Raw genomic sequence first — 15,291 nt, 5'->3', positions numbered from 1 at the left:
TCGCGGCGGCGGCTGTGTTCATCTCCATCGTTCTTCCACATTTCCCGGGCCGAAATGCCATCGAAAGAACGCAAGCTGTTTCCCTGTGCCGCCGCCATTGGCCGGCATGCGAAACAAAGCGATGAATATGAAGTCACAGCGGCAGTGCCGTATGAGCGGGTGGAGCGGTCAGCTTTTGCAGCGGCTCCCTGAGTGAATGGCCCTTGCGGCAACACGCCGCAGGCCGAAGCCGCACCGGCAGGAGTTTCCTTCATCCCCATGCCTCCTGGCAATCTGGATTTGCATCCGGATGGCCCCTCAGATGATTCGGCGCCAGGCGCCGTATTTTTTCCGCAGCGCGCCCTGGCGCGCATTGAAAACCAGACCTCGCGTCCATGCCACAGTTCTTCATTCACCGGCCCGTCTTTGCCTGGGTCATCGCGCTGTTCATCGTGCTGCTGGGCGTGCTCGCCATCCCGCAATTGCCGATATCGCGCTATCCCACGGTGGCGCCGCCCACGGTGAGCCTGTATGCCACCTATCCGGGCGCCACGCCCAAGACGCTCAATGATTCCGTGGTCTCGCTGATCGAGCGCGAGCTGTCCAGCGTCCGCCACCTGCTGTACTTCGAGTCCTCGGTGGACACCTCGGGCTCGGCCGAGATCAAGGCCACCTTCAAGCCCGGCACCAACCCGGAGCTGGCCCAGGTGGATGTGCAAAACCGCATCAAGGCCGTGGAGCCGCGCCTGCCGCAGGCCGTGCGCCAGAACGGGCTGCAGGTGGAGTCGGCCACGTCGAGCTTTCTGCTGCTGGTGGGCCTGATCTCGCCGGGCGGCGAGTTCGACGAGCTGGCACTCAATGACTACATGGCGCGCAATATCGTCGAGGAGCTGCGGCGCATCGAGGGCGTGGGCCGCGTGCAGCTGTTCGGTACCGAGCAGGCCATGCGCGTCTGGGTCGATCCGGCCAAGCTGATCTCCTACGGGCTGTCCATGGGCGACCTCACCCAGGCCATCCAGCAGCAGAACATGCAGATCGCCCCGGGCCGCGTGGGCGATGCGCCGACCGCGCCGGGCCAGCGCGTGACCACGCCGCTGACGGTGCAGGGCCAGCTGACCTCGCCCGAGCAGTTCGCGGCCATCGTGCTGCGCGCCCATGCCGACGGCTCCCGCCTGGTGCTGGGCGACGTGGCGCGCGTGGAGCTGGGTGCGCAGTCCTATGCCTTCTCCAACCGCGAGGATGGCAAGCCCGCCACCAGCGCCGCCGTGCAGCTGTCGCCCGGTGCCAATGCCGTGCGCACGGCCGCCGCCGTGCAAAAGCGCATGGCCGAGCTGGCCTCCATCCTGCCGAGGGGCATGGAGCACACCATCTCGTTCAACACCGCGCCCTTCGTCAAGATCTCCATCGAGAAGGTGGTGCAGACCCTGGTCGAGGCCATGGTGCTGGTCTTCCTGGTGATGTACCTGTTCCTGCAGAACCTGCGCTACACGCTGATCCCGGCCATCGTGGCGCCCGTGGCGCTGCTGGGCACCTTCGCCGTGATGCTGGTGGCGGGCTTTTCCATCAACGTGCTGACCATGTTCGGCATGGTGCTGGCCATCGGCATCATCGTGGACGACGCCATCGTCGTGGTCGAGAACGTGGAGCGCCTGATGGCCGAGGAGGGCCTGTCGCCGCGCGATGCCACGCTCAAGGCCATGAAGGAGATCACGGGCGCCATCATCGGCATCACCCTGGTGCTGACGGCGGTGTTCATTCCCATGGCGTTCGCCAGCGGCTCGGTGGGCGTGATCTACCAGCAGTTCACGCTGTCCATGGCCGTGTCCATCCTGTTCTCGGCCTTCCTGGCCCTGAGCCTGACGCCGGCGCTGTGCGCCACCTTGCTCAAGCCGGTGGCGGCAGGCCACCATGAGAAGAAAGGCTTCTTCGGCTGGTTCAACCGCGGCTTCGAGCGGCTGACGAACCGCTACGAGGCCCATGTCACGGGCCTGGTGCGGCGCACGGGCCGCATGATGCTGCTGTTCGCGGCCATCGTGGCCATCCTGGTGTTTGCGCTGCGCCAGCTGCCCTCGGCTTTCCTGCCCGAGGAGGACCAGGGCTACTTCATGACCTCTATCCAGCTGCCGGCCGATGCCACGGCCGAGCGCACGCTGGACGTGGTCAAGCGCTATGAGGAGCATGTGGCGCAGCGCCCCGGCATCGCCTCCAGCATCTCGGTGCTGGGCTTCAGCTTCGCGGGCTCGGGCCCGAACGCGGCCATGGCCTTCACCACGCTCAAGGACTGGGACCAGCGCAACGGCGCCACGGCCGGCGAGGAAGTCTCGCTCGCGCAAAAGGCCATGGAACACGCGCCCGAGGGCGCCATCATGGTGCTGCAGCCCCCGGCCATCGATGAGCTGGGCACTTCCTCGGGCTTCACCATGTACCTGCAGGACCGCACGGGCCAGGGCCATGCCGCGCTCAAGTCGGCCACCGACCAGTTGCTGGCGCTGGCCGGCAGCAGCAGCGTGCTGGGCTCGGCCTACCAGGACAGCCTGCCTTCGGGCACCAGCGTGCGGCTGGAGATCGACCGCCAGAAGGCCCAGGCCCTGGGCGTGGGCTTTGCCGCCATCAGCGAGACGCTGTCCACGGCCATGGGCTCGCTGTACGTCAACGACTTCCCCAACGCCGGGCGCATGCAGCAGGTCATCGTGCAGGCCGACGCGCCCGCGCGCATGCAGATCGATGATGTGCTCCGGCTGAACGTGCGCAACGCTGCGGGCGGCATGGTGCCGCTGGCCGAGTTCGCCACGCCCGTGTGGTCCGAGACGCCGCTGCAGCTGGTGCGCTACCAGGGCTTCCTGGCGTCGCGCATCTCGGGCACGCCTGCGCCCGGCACATCCAGCGGCGCGGCCATGGCCGAGATGGAGCGGCTGGTGGCCCAGTTGCCGCCCGGCTTTTCCGTGGCCTGGACCGGCCAGTCGCTGCAGGAGCGCCAGTCGGCCGCGCAGGCGCCCCTGCTCATGGCCCTGTCCATGCTGGTGGTCTTCCTGGTGCTGGCCGCGCTGTACGAGAGCTGGTCCATCCCGCTGTCGGTGATGCTGGTCGTGCCCCTGGGCCTGCTGGGCGCGGTGGCCGCCGTGCTGCTGCGCGGCATGCCCAACGACGTGTTCTTCAAGGTGGGCCTGATCACCATCATCGGCCTGTCGGCCAAGAACGCCATCCTGATCGTGGAATTCGCCAAGCAGCTGCGCGAGGAAGGCCAGGACCTGCGCGAGGCCGCCATCAAGGCCGCGCGCCTGCGGCTGCGGCCCATCCTCATGACCTCGCTGGCCTTTGCGCTGGGCGTGGTGCCGCTGATGCTGGCATCGGGCGCCAGCGCCGAGACCCAGCACGCCATCGGCACGGGCGTGTTCGGCGGCATGGTCAGCGGCACGGTGCTGGCGGTGTTCTTCGTACCCGTCTTCTTCGTCTTCGTCCTTGAATGGCAGCGGCGCATCGCCGGGCCGCGCGGCAGTGCGCGCCGGCCGCCGCCCGCTGCGGACCCCGGAACATAAACACATGCCCCTCTGGATCGCGCTCAACGCCCTGTGCTTTCAGGGCCGCCCGCCGGCACAGTCTTCGAACCCTTGCGCGCCATCGGCGCCTGCAGCCCCCGCGCGGCAGGCCGGGCCCACCGGACCCGAGCCGCCGCGTGCAAACGCCGGTGCGCATGCCGGCCCCCTTGGCGCCGACGGCGCCGATGGCGCCCCCTCCGGCACGGCCAGCACGTCCGTCCCATGATTTCTATAATGGCGGCTTCGTTCGCCATTGCAGGAGGTATTCGTCCCATGCGCCATTGATGCTGCCGCTATCCCAGCGGCCCGCTTTTCCCGACCCTGCCCACGGCATGCGCAATGCATGCAAAGCGGCAAGGAACTGCGTTGGCATCCATGAACCGCGATATGACGAATACCACGATCACGCTCGACGGCGTTTCCTGCGTGCTGCCCGATGGCAGCCCCCTTTTCTCCGATCTTTCCGAAACCCTGGACCAACGCTGCACCGGCCTGGTGGGGCGCAACGGCGTGGGCAAGTCGCGGCTGGCGCGCATCCTGGCCGGGCTGGATGCGCCCTCGCAGGGCCGCTGCCTGCGCTCGGGGCAGGTGCTGTACCTGGCCCAGCGCACGGACTGGCATGACCAGCCTTCGGTGGCGGCGCTGGCCGGGCTGCAGCCCGCGCTGGAGGCGCTGGCGCGCATCGAGGGCGGCAGTTGCGAGCCCCGCGACTTCGAGCTGCTGGCCGACCGCTGGGACCTGCGCCAGCGCCTGCAGGCCCAGCTGGAGCTGGCGGGCCTGGGCCATCTGCGTGCCGATACGCCGGGCCACGCCCTCAGCGGCGGCGAGGCCATGCGCGCGGCCCTGGCGGGCGCGCTGCTGTCGGGCGCCGACCACCTGGTGCTGGACGAGCCCAGCAACCACCTGGACCGCGAAAGCCGCCAGGCCCTGGCCGCGCAGCTGCAGCGCTGGCCCGGTGGCCTGGTCGTGGTCAGCCATGACCGCAGTCTGCTGCAGGGCATGGAACGCATCGTGGAGCTGTCGCCGCAGGGGCTTCGCAGCTACGGCGGCGGCTACGCCTTCTATGCCGAAGCCAAGGCGCGCGAGATGGCCTCGGCGGTGCAACTGCTGGAGCAGCGCAAGCTGGAGCGGCGCCGCGAAACGCAGCAGCTGCGCGAGCAGCAGGAGCGCCAGCAGCGCCGCGAGGCGCGCGGCCGCCGCCAGGGCCAGGAGGCCAACCAGGCGCGCATTCTGCTGGACCGGCAAAAGGAGCGCAGCCAGGCGTCGGCCGGCCGCCTGCGCCGCCAGCATGCAGACACGCGCGAGGCGCTGGACCAGCGCGTGCGCGAGGCGGCACGCCAGATCGACCTGCAGGCCGGCATCCGCATGCAGGCGCCGCCACCGGCCGGTGCTCCCTGCGACGTGGTGGCGCTGCTGGACGATGTGCTGCTGCCGTTTTCCCCGGGGCCGCGCCTGAACCTGTCTCTGTACGGCGGCCAGCGCCTGGCCGTGACCGGTCCCAACGGCTGCGGCAAGACGCGCCTGCTCGATGTGCTGTCAGGCCGCCTTGCGCCCCAGGCGGGCGAGGTGCGCCGCATGCAGGCCTGTGCCTACCTGGACCAGCGCCTGTCCCTGTTGCAGCCCGGGCGCACGGTGATGGAGCAGTTGCAGGACGCCTGCCCCGGCACCCCCGTGGATGTGCTGCGCACGCGCCTGGCCTGGCTCGGGCTGGCAGCCCGGCAGGTGGAGCAGCCTGCGGGCCGGCTCAGCGGTGGCGAGCAGCTCAAGGCCGCCCTGGCCTGCGCGCTGCATGCCGAGCCGCCCGCGCCCCTGCTCCTGCTGGACGAGCCCTGCAACCACCTGGACCTGCCTTCCCTGCAGGCGCTGGAGGCCATGCTGCGCGGCTACGCCGGCACGCTGGTCGTGGTCTCGCATGACGAGGATTTTCTGCAGGCCATCGGGCTGACCGACCGCCTGGTGTGGTCGCCGCAGGGCTGGCGAATGGAGTCCGCCTAGCTTTCCTGCGCTATCAGCGCCTGCAGCGCGCGCACGTCGGTCACCAGCAGCGCCTGGCGCCCCTCCTTGCGCAGCAGGCCGCGCCGGGTGAGGGCGCCCAGCTCGCGCGTGACCTGCTCGCGGTTGGTGCTGATCTTGCTGGCCAGCACCGAGTGCGAAGGCACGGGGCTGATGAGGGCCGTGTGCTCGGGCGATACGCCCGCCTCCCGCGCCAGGCGCAGCAGCTCCATGTGCAGGCGCGTGGGCACGCCCAGGGTGCTCAACTCCATCACGCGGTCGGTCAGCCGGCGCACCAGGCCGGCCAGGCCTTCCATCATGCGCAGGGCAACGGCGGGCTCGCGCGCCAGCAGGGCCAGGAAGTCCTGGCGCGAGAGGCTGGCCAGCAGCGAGGATTCCAGGGTGACCACATCGGTGGAGCGGGCCTGGCCGTCAATGGCCGCCAGGTCGCCGAAGTGCTCGCCGGGCCCGTAGTCACGGAAGCTGACCTCGCGCCCGCCCGGCGAATAGGTGGTGATGCGCACGCGCCCGCTGACCAAGAAGAACACGTCGCTGCCCGTGGAGCAGCGGCTGAACACGGGCTGGCGGGCCTGCAGCGGGCGCCATTCGCAGTCGGCGGCGATGCGGTCCAGGCTGGCGCTGCCCAGGCCCTCGAACAGGGCGATGCCGCGCAGGGCGAAACTGGAGGGCTGCGTGGGGTGGGCCATGGAACCAATAGCGGGCGGAATGTACAAAGATTCTGGATCGGGCTGCGCTGTCCCAAGTTCCTTCAAGCCGCCATTGTTCCTGTCTTGTCCTGCCGTCGGGCGCATCATCCGTTTCCATGGCACGTGTCCTTCCTCCGTCCCTGCCGTCCCTGCCGTCCCTGCGCAGTCTCCACTGGTCCACCGGCCTGGTGCTGTGGACCTATGCGGCGCTGCACCTGTCCAACCATGCCCTGGGCCTGGTCTCGCTGGCCACGGCCGAGGCCGTGCGCGAGCTGGTCCACGGCCTGTGGCGATCCCTGCCCGGCAGCCTGCTGCTCTACGGCGCGCTGGCCGTGCACATGGGGCTGGCGCTGCAGGCGCTGGCGCGGCGGCGCAGCCTGCGCATGCCGGCGCTGGAGGCCGTGCGGCTGCTGCTGGGCCTGAGCCTGCCGCTGCTGCTGGCCCTGCACGTGCCGGCCACGCGGCTGGCGCAGGAGGCCTGGGGCGTGGACCCCTCGTATGCGCGCATCGTGCGTTCTTCCTGGAATCCGTCCAGCATGGCCATCCAACTGCTGCTGATGGCGGCCGCGTGGACCCACGGCTGCATGGGCCTGCACATGGCCCTGCGTGCGCGCGGCTGGTGGCGGCGCTGGCAGCCGCTGCTGCTCACGGCCGCCGTGCTGCTGCCCGTGCTGGCGGCGCTGGGCATCGTCTCCATGGCGCGCGAGATCGCGGCGGCCGGTGTGCCCGCGCCGGCCGGGCCTTCGCCGCAGGCGGCGCAGCTGCTGCGCGATCTGACATCGGGGCTGCGCCAGGGCTGGCTGGCCGGCCTGGCTGCCTTGCTGGCCGGCCCCTGGCTGTGGCGGCGCATGCGCCTGCGCGGCGCCCTCCAGGTGCTGCTGCACTATCCGGGCCGCACGGTGCAGGTGCCCCAGGGCATGAGCGTGCTCGAAGCCAGCCGCGAGCATGGCATTGCCCATTTGTCGCTGTGCGGCGGCAGGGCGCGCTGCTCCACCTGCCGCGTGCGCGTGTCCGGCCCGGCGGCCCACCTGCCCGCGCCGGGGCGGGACGAGCGCCTGACGCTGGAGCGCGTGGGCGCGCCGCAGGATGTGCGGCTGGCCTGCCAGCTGCGGCCCACGGGCGATGTGCAGGTGGCGCCGCTGTTCCGCTCGCCGGCAGCCGCCCAGGCCGGGCGCGCGGGCCAGGAGCGCGAGGTCCGCGAAGTGCGCGAGGTGGCCATCCTGTTCGTGGACCTGCGCCGCTGGTCCGGCCTGGCCGAGCGGCAATGGCCCGTGGACCTGTCCTGGGTGCTGGACCAGTATTTCGAGCGCGTGGGCCAGGCCGTGCACGACAGCGGCGGCATGGCCAACCAGTTCATCGGCGACAGCGTGATGGCCATCTTCGGCCTGGATACCGACCTGGACACGGCCTGCCGCCAGGCCGTGCAAGCCAGTGCCCTGATAGACCGGCGCATGCAGGAGTGGAGCGCGAGCTTCGAGGCGCAGTTCGGCCAGCCGGTGGATTTCGGCATGGGGCTGCACGCGGGGCGCGCCGCCGTGGGGCGCGTGGGCTTCGAGCACACCACCACCTTCACGGCCGTGGGCGAGGTGGTCAACACGGCCAGCCGCCTGCAGGAATACACCAAGAGCGCCCAGGCGCGGCTGGTGCTGTCGCTGGAGGTGGCGCGCCGCGCGGGCGTGGCCGATGGCCTGGGCGAAGTCCGGCAGGTGCAGGTGCGCGGGCGCTCCGAGCCCTTGCAGGCCCTGCATGTGGCGCGGCCCGGCCTGCAGTGGCCCTGAGCGTGGATGGTGAGCGCGGGAACCGGAGAGTTTGCGCAAAGCTGTGCGTTTAGGCACTGACGCGCAGGCGGGCGAAGACGAGACTGCAGCCATGCAGAACGCAATCACGCGCTGCAGGATTTGACAAAGGATTCGCCATGAAGCACGCAAAGACCCTCTTCGCCATCACCGCCCTTTCTGCCGCACTTTCCTCCGCGTTGTGGCCGGGCATGGCCTCGGCCGCACCGGCCGCCACGGTATCTGCAGAAACCTGGTTCGGCGCCGAGCCCACCAGCTCCGGCCCCGCGCTGTCGCGCGCCGAAGTGCAGGCCGACCTGGCCCTGTGGAACCGCGCCGGCCTCAACGTCTACCGCGAGTCCGATGTGAACCACTGGGATGCCGACTACCAGCAGCGCCTGGCCCAGTACCAGCGCATGCGCAGCGGCCCCGAGTACCTGGCCGAAGTGCAGCGCCTGGGCGGCTCGGTGAAGGCGGCCGAAGGCCAGGGTTCCGGCCGTGTCCCGGGTTGAGCCGACGATGCGCGCCGCCACGCATTCCACTGCCCATGCCGCCGCATCGCCCTGGGCCGACTTCGCGCCGCTGCTGGCCCGGGTGCTGCTGAGCCTGCTGTTCATCTACAGCGGCATCGGCAAGCTGATGGGGCCGGAGGGCACCATGGCCTATATCGCCAAGGCGGGCCTGCCGCTGCCCATGCTGTCGTATGCCATGGCGCTGGTGGTGGAGCTGGGCGTGGCCACGGCCCTGCTGCTGGGCTGGCGCACCCGCGAGGCCGCGGCCGTGATGGCCGTGTTCAGCGTCATGTCGGCGCTGATGTTCCACAACCAGTTTGGCGACAAGGGCCAGCTGGTGCAGTTCCTGAAGAACCTGGCGATCGCCGGCGGATTCGTGCAACTGATGCTGGCACCCGTGGCGCGCTGGAGCCTGGACGCGCGGCGTTGAATGCGAGCCAGTGTTGTGCACTGAACACTGCCTATGAAACCGGCGCTACCCCAAGCGAGGGACACCGAGGAAGGGCCTACGCCGGCCGCGCCGCCCCGCACCGAGGGTGTCGTCCCCCTCCCGCGTAGCGAGAGAGGGGGAAGGCGCGAAGCGACTCAGGGGGTGCCTTTGTCTCACACCTTGATGCCCTTCTCAGCCAGGCGTCGGGCATAGGCGGCCAGGATCAGCCGCTCCGAATGCACCAGGTAGTCATTGAGCGCGGCAGCGGCCTCGGCCGGCTTGCCGTCCTCGAATTGCTGCAGGATGCGCGCATTCATGTCCACATAGGGGGCATGCAGGAAGTGCGGGTCGCGCAGCAGGCCGAAGGCCAGCCGCAGCTCGGCCAGCAGGTGCTCGAACATGGTGTCCAGGCGCTCGCTGTCGGCCAGCTGCACCACGGCCTTGTGGAAACTCATGTTGGCCGTGCCCACGCCGGACCAGTCCTGGGCCTCGCGGTGGCGCTGGGCCGCTTCCACGGCTTCGCGCATCAGGCTGCGAGCCGGGTGCATGGGATAGGCCTGGGCCAGGGCCTGGCACTCCACCATGCGGCGCACGCGGTAGATGTCGATGATGGAGGCGATGCTGGGCGCCGCCACCGACACGCCCTTGTTGGGCTCGTGCACCAGCAGGCCTTCCTTGGTCAGCAGCCGGAAGGCCTCGCGCAGCGTGTTGCGCGAGATCTGCAGGCTTTCGCTGAGCGAGGCCTCCGACAGCTTTTGCCCGGGCTCCCAGGCACCATCGATGAGCTTGCTGCGCAGCTGCTCGGTCACGCGGTCGGTCAGGTTGAGGATATCGGTGCTGCGGGTCATGGTGATGGGGGATGCAAGGGTCGATGGGCAGTGTAGCCAGGGCCGGCACTCCTGCCGGCCTCGCGCGGTGCTCAGTTGTCGTGGTGCAGCCGCGTGAAGGCCTGCAGGGTGCTGTCAACGGCCTTGTCGTCAATGTGGCGGTGCGTGACCAGGCGCAGCAGGCCCGCGCTGCCCGTGCGCACCAGCACGCCGGCTTCGGCCAGGCGTGCCTCCCAAAGGCGCGCATCGGCCGCGCTGGTGCCTACGCGCACCTGCACGATGTTGGTCTGCGGCAGTTCGGCCGCGCACCATGCCGGGTGGATGGCGCGCAGGCCCTGGTGCAGGCGGCGGGCGCGTGCGTGGTCCTCGGCCAGGCGATCGACCATGTGTTCCAGCGCCACCAGGCCCGCCGCCGCGATCACGCCGGCCTGGCGCATGGTGCCGCCCAGCATGCGCCGTATGCCGCGCGCCCGCGCGATGAAGTCGGCCGGGCCCATGAGCACCGAGCCCACCGGAGCCGACAGGCCCTTGGACAGGCAGACGGTGACCGAGTCCGTGTGCGCGGCGATCTCGCGGCAGGACAGGCCCAGTGTCACGGCGGCATTGAACAGGCGCGCACCATCGGTATGCACGGGCACGCCATGGCGGGCGGCCAGGGTATGCAGGGCCGCCAGCGACTCGGGCGCCGCCACGCTGCCGCCCCGTGCGTTGTGAGTGTTCTCCACGGCCACGAGGGCGCTGGGGCAGCGCGCGGATGCCGAGGTGTCCAGCGCCGCTTCCAGCGCGGGCAGGGCGATCAGGCCGCCGTCGCCGGGCAGGCTGCGGTAGTGCATGCCGGTCAGGCCCGCGGCTGCGCGCTCGGCGTTCAGCAGATGGCTGCCGGCCTCGGCCAGCACCTCGCCGGGCATGCGGCCATGGGCGAGCACGGCCACGAGGTTGCCCATGGTGCCGCTGGCCACGAACAGGCCTGCGGCCTTGCCAAAGCGCTGGGCGGCCGTCTCTTCCAGCGCACGCACCGTCGGGTCGCCGTCCAGGCCGTCGTCGCCCAGCGGGGCGCAGGCCATGGCTTCGAGCATCTGCGGCGTGGGGCGCGTGACGGTGTCGCTGCGCAGGTCAACGGCGTCGTGGTGATGGTGCAGGGAGGGCATTCAGTCCGCCTTGATGTTGCGTTCCTTGATAACGCGGGCCCAGCGTGCGGCGTCGGTCTCCATCTGGGCGCCGAACTCCGCCGCAGTGCGGGGCGTCAGTTCCAGTCCCAGGGACTGCAGCTTGGCCTGGAGCGCGGGCGTGGCCATGGCGCGGGCCACGGCATCGTGCAGCGCGGTCTGTATGCTGGGGGGCAAACCGGCAGGCCCCAGCAGGCCGAACCAGTGCAGCACGGTCAGGCCGCGCACGCCGCTTTCGCCCAGCGTGGGCACCTGGGGGAGGGCCGGCGAGCGTTGGGCACCGGTGGTGGCCAGGGCGCGCAGCGCGCCGCTTTTGATATGGGGAATCACGGTGGGGGCCGAGGAGAACATGCTCTCGGTATGGCCGGCCACCACGTCGGCGACGGCCTGGCCCGAGCCCTTGTAGGGAATGTGGGTGATGAAGGTGTCCGTCTGCTGCTTGAACAGCTCGCCTGCCAGATGCGTGGCCGTGCCCGTGCCGCCCGAGGCGAAGTTGATCTGGCCGGGCCGTGCCTTGGCCATCGCGATGTATTCCTTCACGCTTTGCGCCTTGAGCTTGGGGTTGACGGCCAGCACCAGCGGCGAGGAGCCGATCAGGGCCACAGGCGTGAAGTCCTTGAGCGCGTCGTACGGTGTCTTGTAGAGACTGGGCGTGATGGTGTGCGGCATGTCGGCCAGGAGCAGCGTGTAGCCGTCGGGCGCGGCGCGTGCCACCAGCTCGGCGCCCAGCATGGCCGAGGCGCCGGGCTTGTTGTCCACGACCACGGGCTGGCCCAGTTCGCGCGACAGCTCCGTGCCCAGCGCGCGGGCGATGTTGTCCGAGCCGCCTCCGGCCGTGTAGGGCACGACGATGCGCACGGGCTGCGCAGGCCATTTCTGCGCCAGCGCAAGGCCGGGCAGGGCAGCCGCTGCCAGGATGAGCAGGCGGCGCTGCAGGCCCCGGTGCGAAGCGGGATGAAAAGAGGGGTGCAAGGCAGGGCGCGGAAGTGGGTGACGTTCGGCAGGCATGGCGAAGGCTCCTTGGTGCAGCGACAGGAAGAAACGATGGGCCGATCCGCCAGCGGCCTGGCCCGCAAGCCACCCGCCTTCATCAACCGATGAAGCGCCCCGCATTGCCCAGCACGCCCAGGTCGATGAAGCTGGAGCCGACATGGGGCGTCTGGCCGCTGTAGTCGATGACGAAGCCGCCCATGTCCCAGTTGCGGATGCCGGCCAGCGCCGAGCGCAGCCTGGCCTGGCTGGGGTCGCGGCCTGCGCGTTCCAGGCCCTCGGCCAGCACGCGTGTGTTCACATAGGCTTCCAGCGTGCCCAGCGAGAACTCCTGCTGCCCGTGGGCGCGCATGGCGGCCTGGTAGTCGCGCACCACCTGCAGCTTGGCCTGGTGCGGCGCGGGAACGACCATGGTCAGGGCAATGCCCCGGGCGTCCTCGCCCAGCGGCTTGAGGCTGTCGTTGGGCAGGGTCACGCTCAGTCCGGTGAGCAGCACGCCGGGCGCGCTCTTGCGCAGGCCGCGCACCAGATCGACCGACACCGTGCCAGCCGTGGCCAGCAGCACGGCCGAGGGGTGGGCCGCGTCCACATTGTTCAACACATCGGCCAGATTCTTGCCATCGGTGGCGATGGCCGCCTGCACGGCGGGGGCCATCTTCTCGGCCTCCAGGGCGCGCGTGGCGTCCTCCAGCATTTCGCGGCCGTAGGCGTTGTCCAGGTAGACGATGCCGATGCCCTTGAGCCCCATGCCCGCAAGGCGCTGGACCAGGCGGCGGACCTCGGTGGTGTAGCTGGCGCGCACATGGAAGACGTTGCGCGATCCCTTGCGCAGCGACGAGGCGCCCGTGAAGGGCGCCACATAGGGAACGCCGGCTTCCTCAATCAGCGGGATGACGGCAGCGTTGTTGGGCGTGCCCACGCAGGACAGCAGGGCAAAGGCCGTGCCCTTGGAGAGCATCTGCCGCACGTTGTCGGCCGAGCGCTGGGGCACGTAGCCGTCATCAACCATCTGCAGCTGCAGCGTGCGGCCCTGGATGCCGCCACGTGCGTTGATCTGCGCCATGGCCGCTTCCGTGCCCAGCTTGATGTCGGAGCCGAACCCGGCCAGCGGGCCGCTCATGGCGGCCGAGCAGCCGATGGTGATGGTCTTGGCGGACAGGCCTGCCTCATCGGCGAAGGCATTGCGCACGAAGGCCGGCGCCAGCGCGGGAACCGCTGCGATGGCTGCAGCACGGGGAAGCAGGGAAACAAGTTGACGGCGTTGCATGGATTCAGAGCTCGGACAAAAGGGATGGGAGCAGGAAGGTGCCATTCACGCCGACTGCCACGCGTGCGCCGCAGGCCGGGAGGGCGGCCCATTGTAGGAGGCGGCCTCGTCACAGGCGATACCGGGGCAGGGGCATTGTTGTGTTAATGGCTTCTATGGATGTTCAATATCCGATAGTTTTTGACATTTGAAAACCCCGTGCATGCTCAATCCTTGGGCAGCGATATGCGGGTTTGTACTATCAGCATGCGCTGATTGTCTTATTCACAATTCGTTTCTGTAAGACAAATTCTTTGTTTTGTTGAACAAAACCAGGTTGGCAGCGCACTCCACGCCACCGGGTTGGGACTGCGGGGTGGCTTGACGGCCGCACCGCACCGCGGGGTGTGAAGGGGGAATCAACATGCTGACTGACGTCAATCTCTGGCCGCTTATCGGAGTGGCCATCATCGTTGCGGGCTTCGTGCTGCGCTTCAATCCCATGCTGGTCGTGATCGTCACGGCCATCGGCACGGCACTGGCGGCGGGCTTCCCCGTCGACAAGGTGCTGGCCACCATTGGCACGGGCTTCATCAAGACGCGCAACCTGCCGCTGATCATCCTGCTGCCGCTGGCCGTGATCGGCCTGCTGGAGCGCCATGGCCTGCGCCAGCATGCGCAGAACTGGATCAGCTCCATCAAGTCGGCCACCGCTGGCCGCCTGCTCATCGTCTACCTGGCGGCGCGCCAGCTGACGGCCGCCGTGGGCCTGACCAGCCTGGGCGGGCATCCGCAGATGGTGCGTCCGCTGCTGGCGCCCATGGCCGAAGGCGCGACCCAGTCGCGCTTCGGCATCCTGCCCGCCAAGGTGCGTGACAAGCTGCGCGCCTACTCGGCCGCCACGGACAACGTGGGCCTGTTCTTCGGCGAGGACATCTTCGTGGCCTTCGGCGCCATCGTGCTGATGACCACCTTCCTGAAGGAAGCCGGCATCGAGGTCGAGCCCATCCACGTCGCGCTGTGGGGCATTCCCACGGCCATCTGCGCCTTCGTGATCCACGCCTGGCGCCTGGGTCGCCTGGACCGCATGCTCGAGCGCGAACTGGCCCAGTACAAGGCGGGCGTCGCAGCCGACGCGGCCAATGCCAACGCCACCCAAGCCAAGGGAGCCTGAAATGACGCTGACCATCCAACACCTGTACTACCTGGTCGGCTTCGTCCTGGCCGTCACGGCCGTGATGACGCTGCGCGATGCCAGCAATCCCAAGCGCTGGTCCAGCGGCCTGTTCTGGGCGCTGTATGCGGCCGTCTTCCTGGTGGGTCATGAGCTGCCCCCCATGGTGGTGGGCGTGATCGCCGTGGCCATGGCGCTGATCGCCGGCTTCGGCGGCGTGGGCAGCGGCCGCCACGCGCCGCGCAGCGATGCCGAATACCTGGCCAGCGCCAAGCGCCTGGGCAACAAGCTGTTCGTGCCGGCCCTGGCGATTCCGCTGATCACCATGGTCGGCACGTTGAGCGCCTCGCACCTGGTCTTCGGCGGAACGCCCCTGCTGGACCCCAAGGCCACCACGCTGGTGAGCCTGGGCGTGGGCTGCGTGCTGGCGCTGGGCCTGGCCTGCTGGCTGACCCGCGAGACGCCGGCCCAGGGCATGCGCGAATCGCGCCGCCTGACCGATGCGCTGGGCTGGGCCCTGGTCCTGCCCCAGATGCTGGGCATGCTGGGCCTGGTGTTCTCGGACGCCGGCGTGGGCAAGGCCGTGGCCTATGTGACCACCACCTATATCAACATGGACATCCGCTTCGTGGCCGTGGCCGTCTACGTGCTGGGCATGGCGCTGTTCACGGTGGTGATGGGCAATGGCTTCGCGGCCTTCCCGGTGATGACGGGCGGCGTGGGCGTGCCCATTCTGGTAGGCGTCTACCATGGCGACCCGGCCGTGATGGCGGCCATCGGCATGCTCTCGGGCTACTGCGGCACCCTGCTGACGCCCATGGCGGCCAACTTCAACCTGGTGCCCGCCGCGCTGCTGGAGATCGACAAGAATGCCGTGATCCGCGCCCAGGTGCCCACGGCCCTGGCCCTGCTGACGGCCAACGTCTTCCTCATGTATTTCCTGATGTTCCGTTAAAG

At 69.5% G+C, this 15,291-nt stretch carries 12 protein-coding genes; 7 read left to right on the top strand and 5 right to left on the bottom strand.

The annotated features are described in order from the left end of the window. The first annotated feature begins 374 nt into the window (after positions 1 to 374). On the top strand, positions 375 to 3,515 hold the full coding sequence (locus PO605_RS17480) for an efflux RND transporter permease subunit (protein ID WP_272206678.1): 3,141 nt from the start codon (positions 375 to 377) through the stop codon (positions 3,513 to 3,515). Between the two features lie 375 nt (positions 3,516 to 3,890). Further along, positions 3,891 to 5,510 (top strand): ABC-F family ATP-binding cassette domain-containing protein, encoded by a 1,620-nt coding sequence (locus PO605_RS17475; RefSeq protein WP_272206677.1) that lies wholly within the window; start codon positions 3,891 to 3,893, stop codon positions 5,508 to 5,510. Here the strand turns inward: PO605_RS17475 and PO605_RS17470 are convergent. Further along, positions 5,507 to 6,214 (bottom strand): Crp/Fnr family transcriptional regulator, encoded by a 708-nt coding sequence (locus PO605_RS17470; protein WP_013800613.1) that lies wholly within the window; start codon positions 6,212 to 6,214, stop codon positions 5,507 to 5,509. The genes PO605_RS17475 and PO605_RS17470 overlap by 4 nt on opposite strands. Positions 6,215 to 6,330: 116 nt before the next feature. Between PO605_RS17470 and PO605_RS17465 the strand changes: the two genes are divergently transcribed. The 3 genes from PO605_RS17465 (at position 6,331) to PO605_RS17455 (ending at position 8,931) form a co-directional block, all read left to right on the top strand. Then, positions 6,331 to 7,992, top strand: a complete 1,662-nt coding sequence (locus PO605_RS17465) for an adenylate/guanylate cyclase domain-containing protein (RefSeq protein ID WP_272206676.1) — start codon at positions 6,331 to 6,333, stop codon at positions 7,990 to 7,992. 137 nt (positions 7,993 to 8,129) lie between these two features. Further along, positions 8,130 to 8,501 carry a DUF4148 domain-containing protein gene (locus PO605_RS17460; RefSeq protein ID WP_047472791.1) on the top strand — a complete coding sequence of 124 codons (372 nt, stop codon included), beginning with the start codon at positions 8,130 to 8,132 and terminating at the stop codon, positions 8,499 to 8,501. A 7-nt stretch (positions 8,502 to 8,508) separates the two neighbouring features. Further along, complete coding sequence (locus PO605_RS17455; protein ID WP_047218891.1) at positions 8,509 to 8,931, top strand: DoxX family protein; 423 nt, start codon at positions 8,509 to 8,511, stop codon at positions 8,929 to 8,931. 173 nt (positions 8,932 to 9,104) lie between these two features. On the opposite strand, the gene PO605_RS17450 is transcribed toward PO605_RS17455, so the two are convergent. The 4 genes from PO605_RS17450 to PO605_RS17435 all read right to left on the bottom strand — a co-directional run bounded on the left by PO605_RS17450 (position 9,105) and on the right by PO605_RS17435 (position 13,181). Continuing rightward, positions 9,105 to 9,779 carry a GntR family transcriptional regulator gene (locus tag PO605_RS17450; RefSeq protein WP_012207532.1) on the bottom strand — a complete coding sequence of 225 codons (675 nt, stop codon included), beginning with the start codon at positions 9,777 to 9,779 and terminating at the stop codon, positions 9,105 to 9,107. Between the two features lie 71 nt (positions 9,780 to 9,850). Continuing rightward, positions 9,851 to 10,906 (bottom strand): threonine aldolase family protein, encoded by a 1,056-nt coding sequence (locus tag PO605_RS17445; protein WP_047472790.1) that lies wholly within the window; start codon positions 10,904 to 10,906, stop codon positions 9,851 to 9,853. After that, complete coding sequence (locus PO605_RS17440; protein ID WP_047472789.1) at positions 10,907 to 11,932, bottom strand: tripartite tricarboxylate transporter substrate binding protein; 1,026 nt, start codon at positions 11,930 to 11,932, stop codon at positions 10,907 to 10,909. 82 nt (positions 11,933 to 12,014) lie between these two features. Next, complete coding sequence (locus PO605_RS17435) at positions 12,015 to 13,181, bottom strand: ABC transporter substrate-binding protein (protein ID WP_047472788.1); 1,167 nt, start codon at positions 13,179 to 13,181, stop codon at positions 12,015 to 12,017. 403 nt (positions 13,182 to 13,584) lie between these two features. On the opposite strand from PO605_RS17435, the gene PO605_RS17430 reads away from it, so the two are divergent. After that, positions 13,585 to 14,334 carry a DUF969 domain-containing protein gene (locus PO605_RS17430; RefSeq protein ID WP_016448769.1) on the top strand — a complete coding sequence of 250 codons (750 nt, stop codon included), beginning with the start codon at positions 13,585 to 13,587 and terminating at the stop codon, positions 14,332 to 14,334. 1 nt (position 14,335) lies between these two features. Continuing rightward, entirely contained in the window at positions 14,336 to 15,289 is a 954-nt protein-coding gene (locus PO605_RS17425) for a DUF979 domain-containing protein (RefSeq protein WP_016454392.1), read from the top strand. The last annotated feature ends 2 nt before the right edge of the window (positions 15,290 to 15,291 follow it).

Origin of the sequence: Delftia sp. DT-2 (assembly GCF_028401915.1) — a bacterium.
In the GTDB taxonomy this organism is placed as follows: domain Bacteria; phylum Pseudomonadota; class Gammaproteobacteria; order Burkholderiales; family Burkholderiaceae_C; genus Comamonas; species Comamonas tsuruhatensis.
Note: the sequence above shows the minus strand (reverse complement) of the source record. Positions and strands in the feature narration are given on the sequence as shown.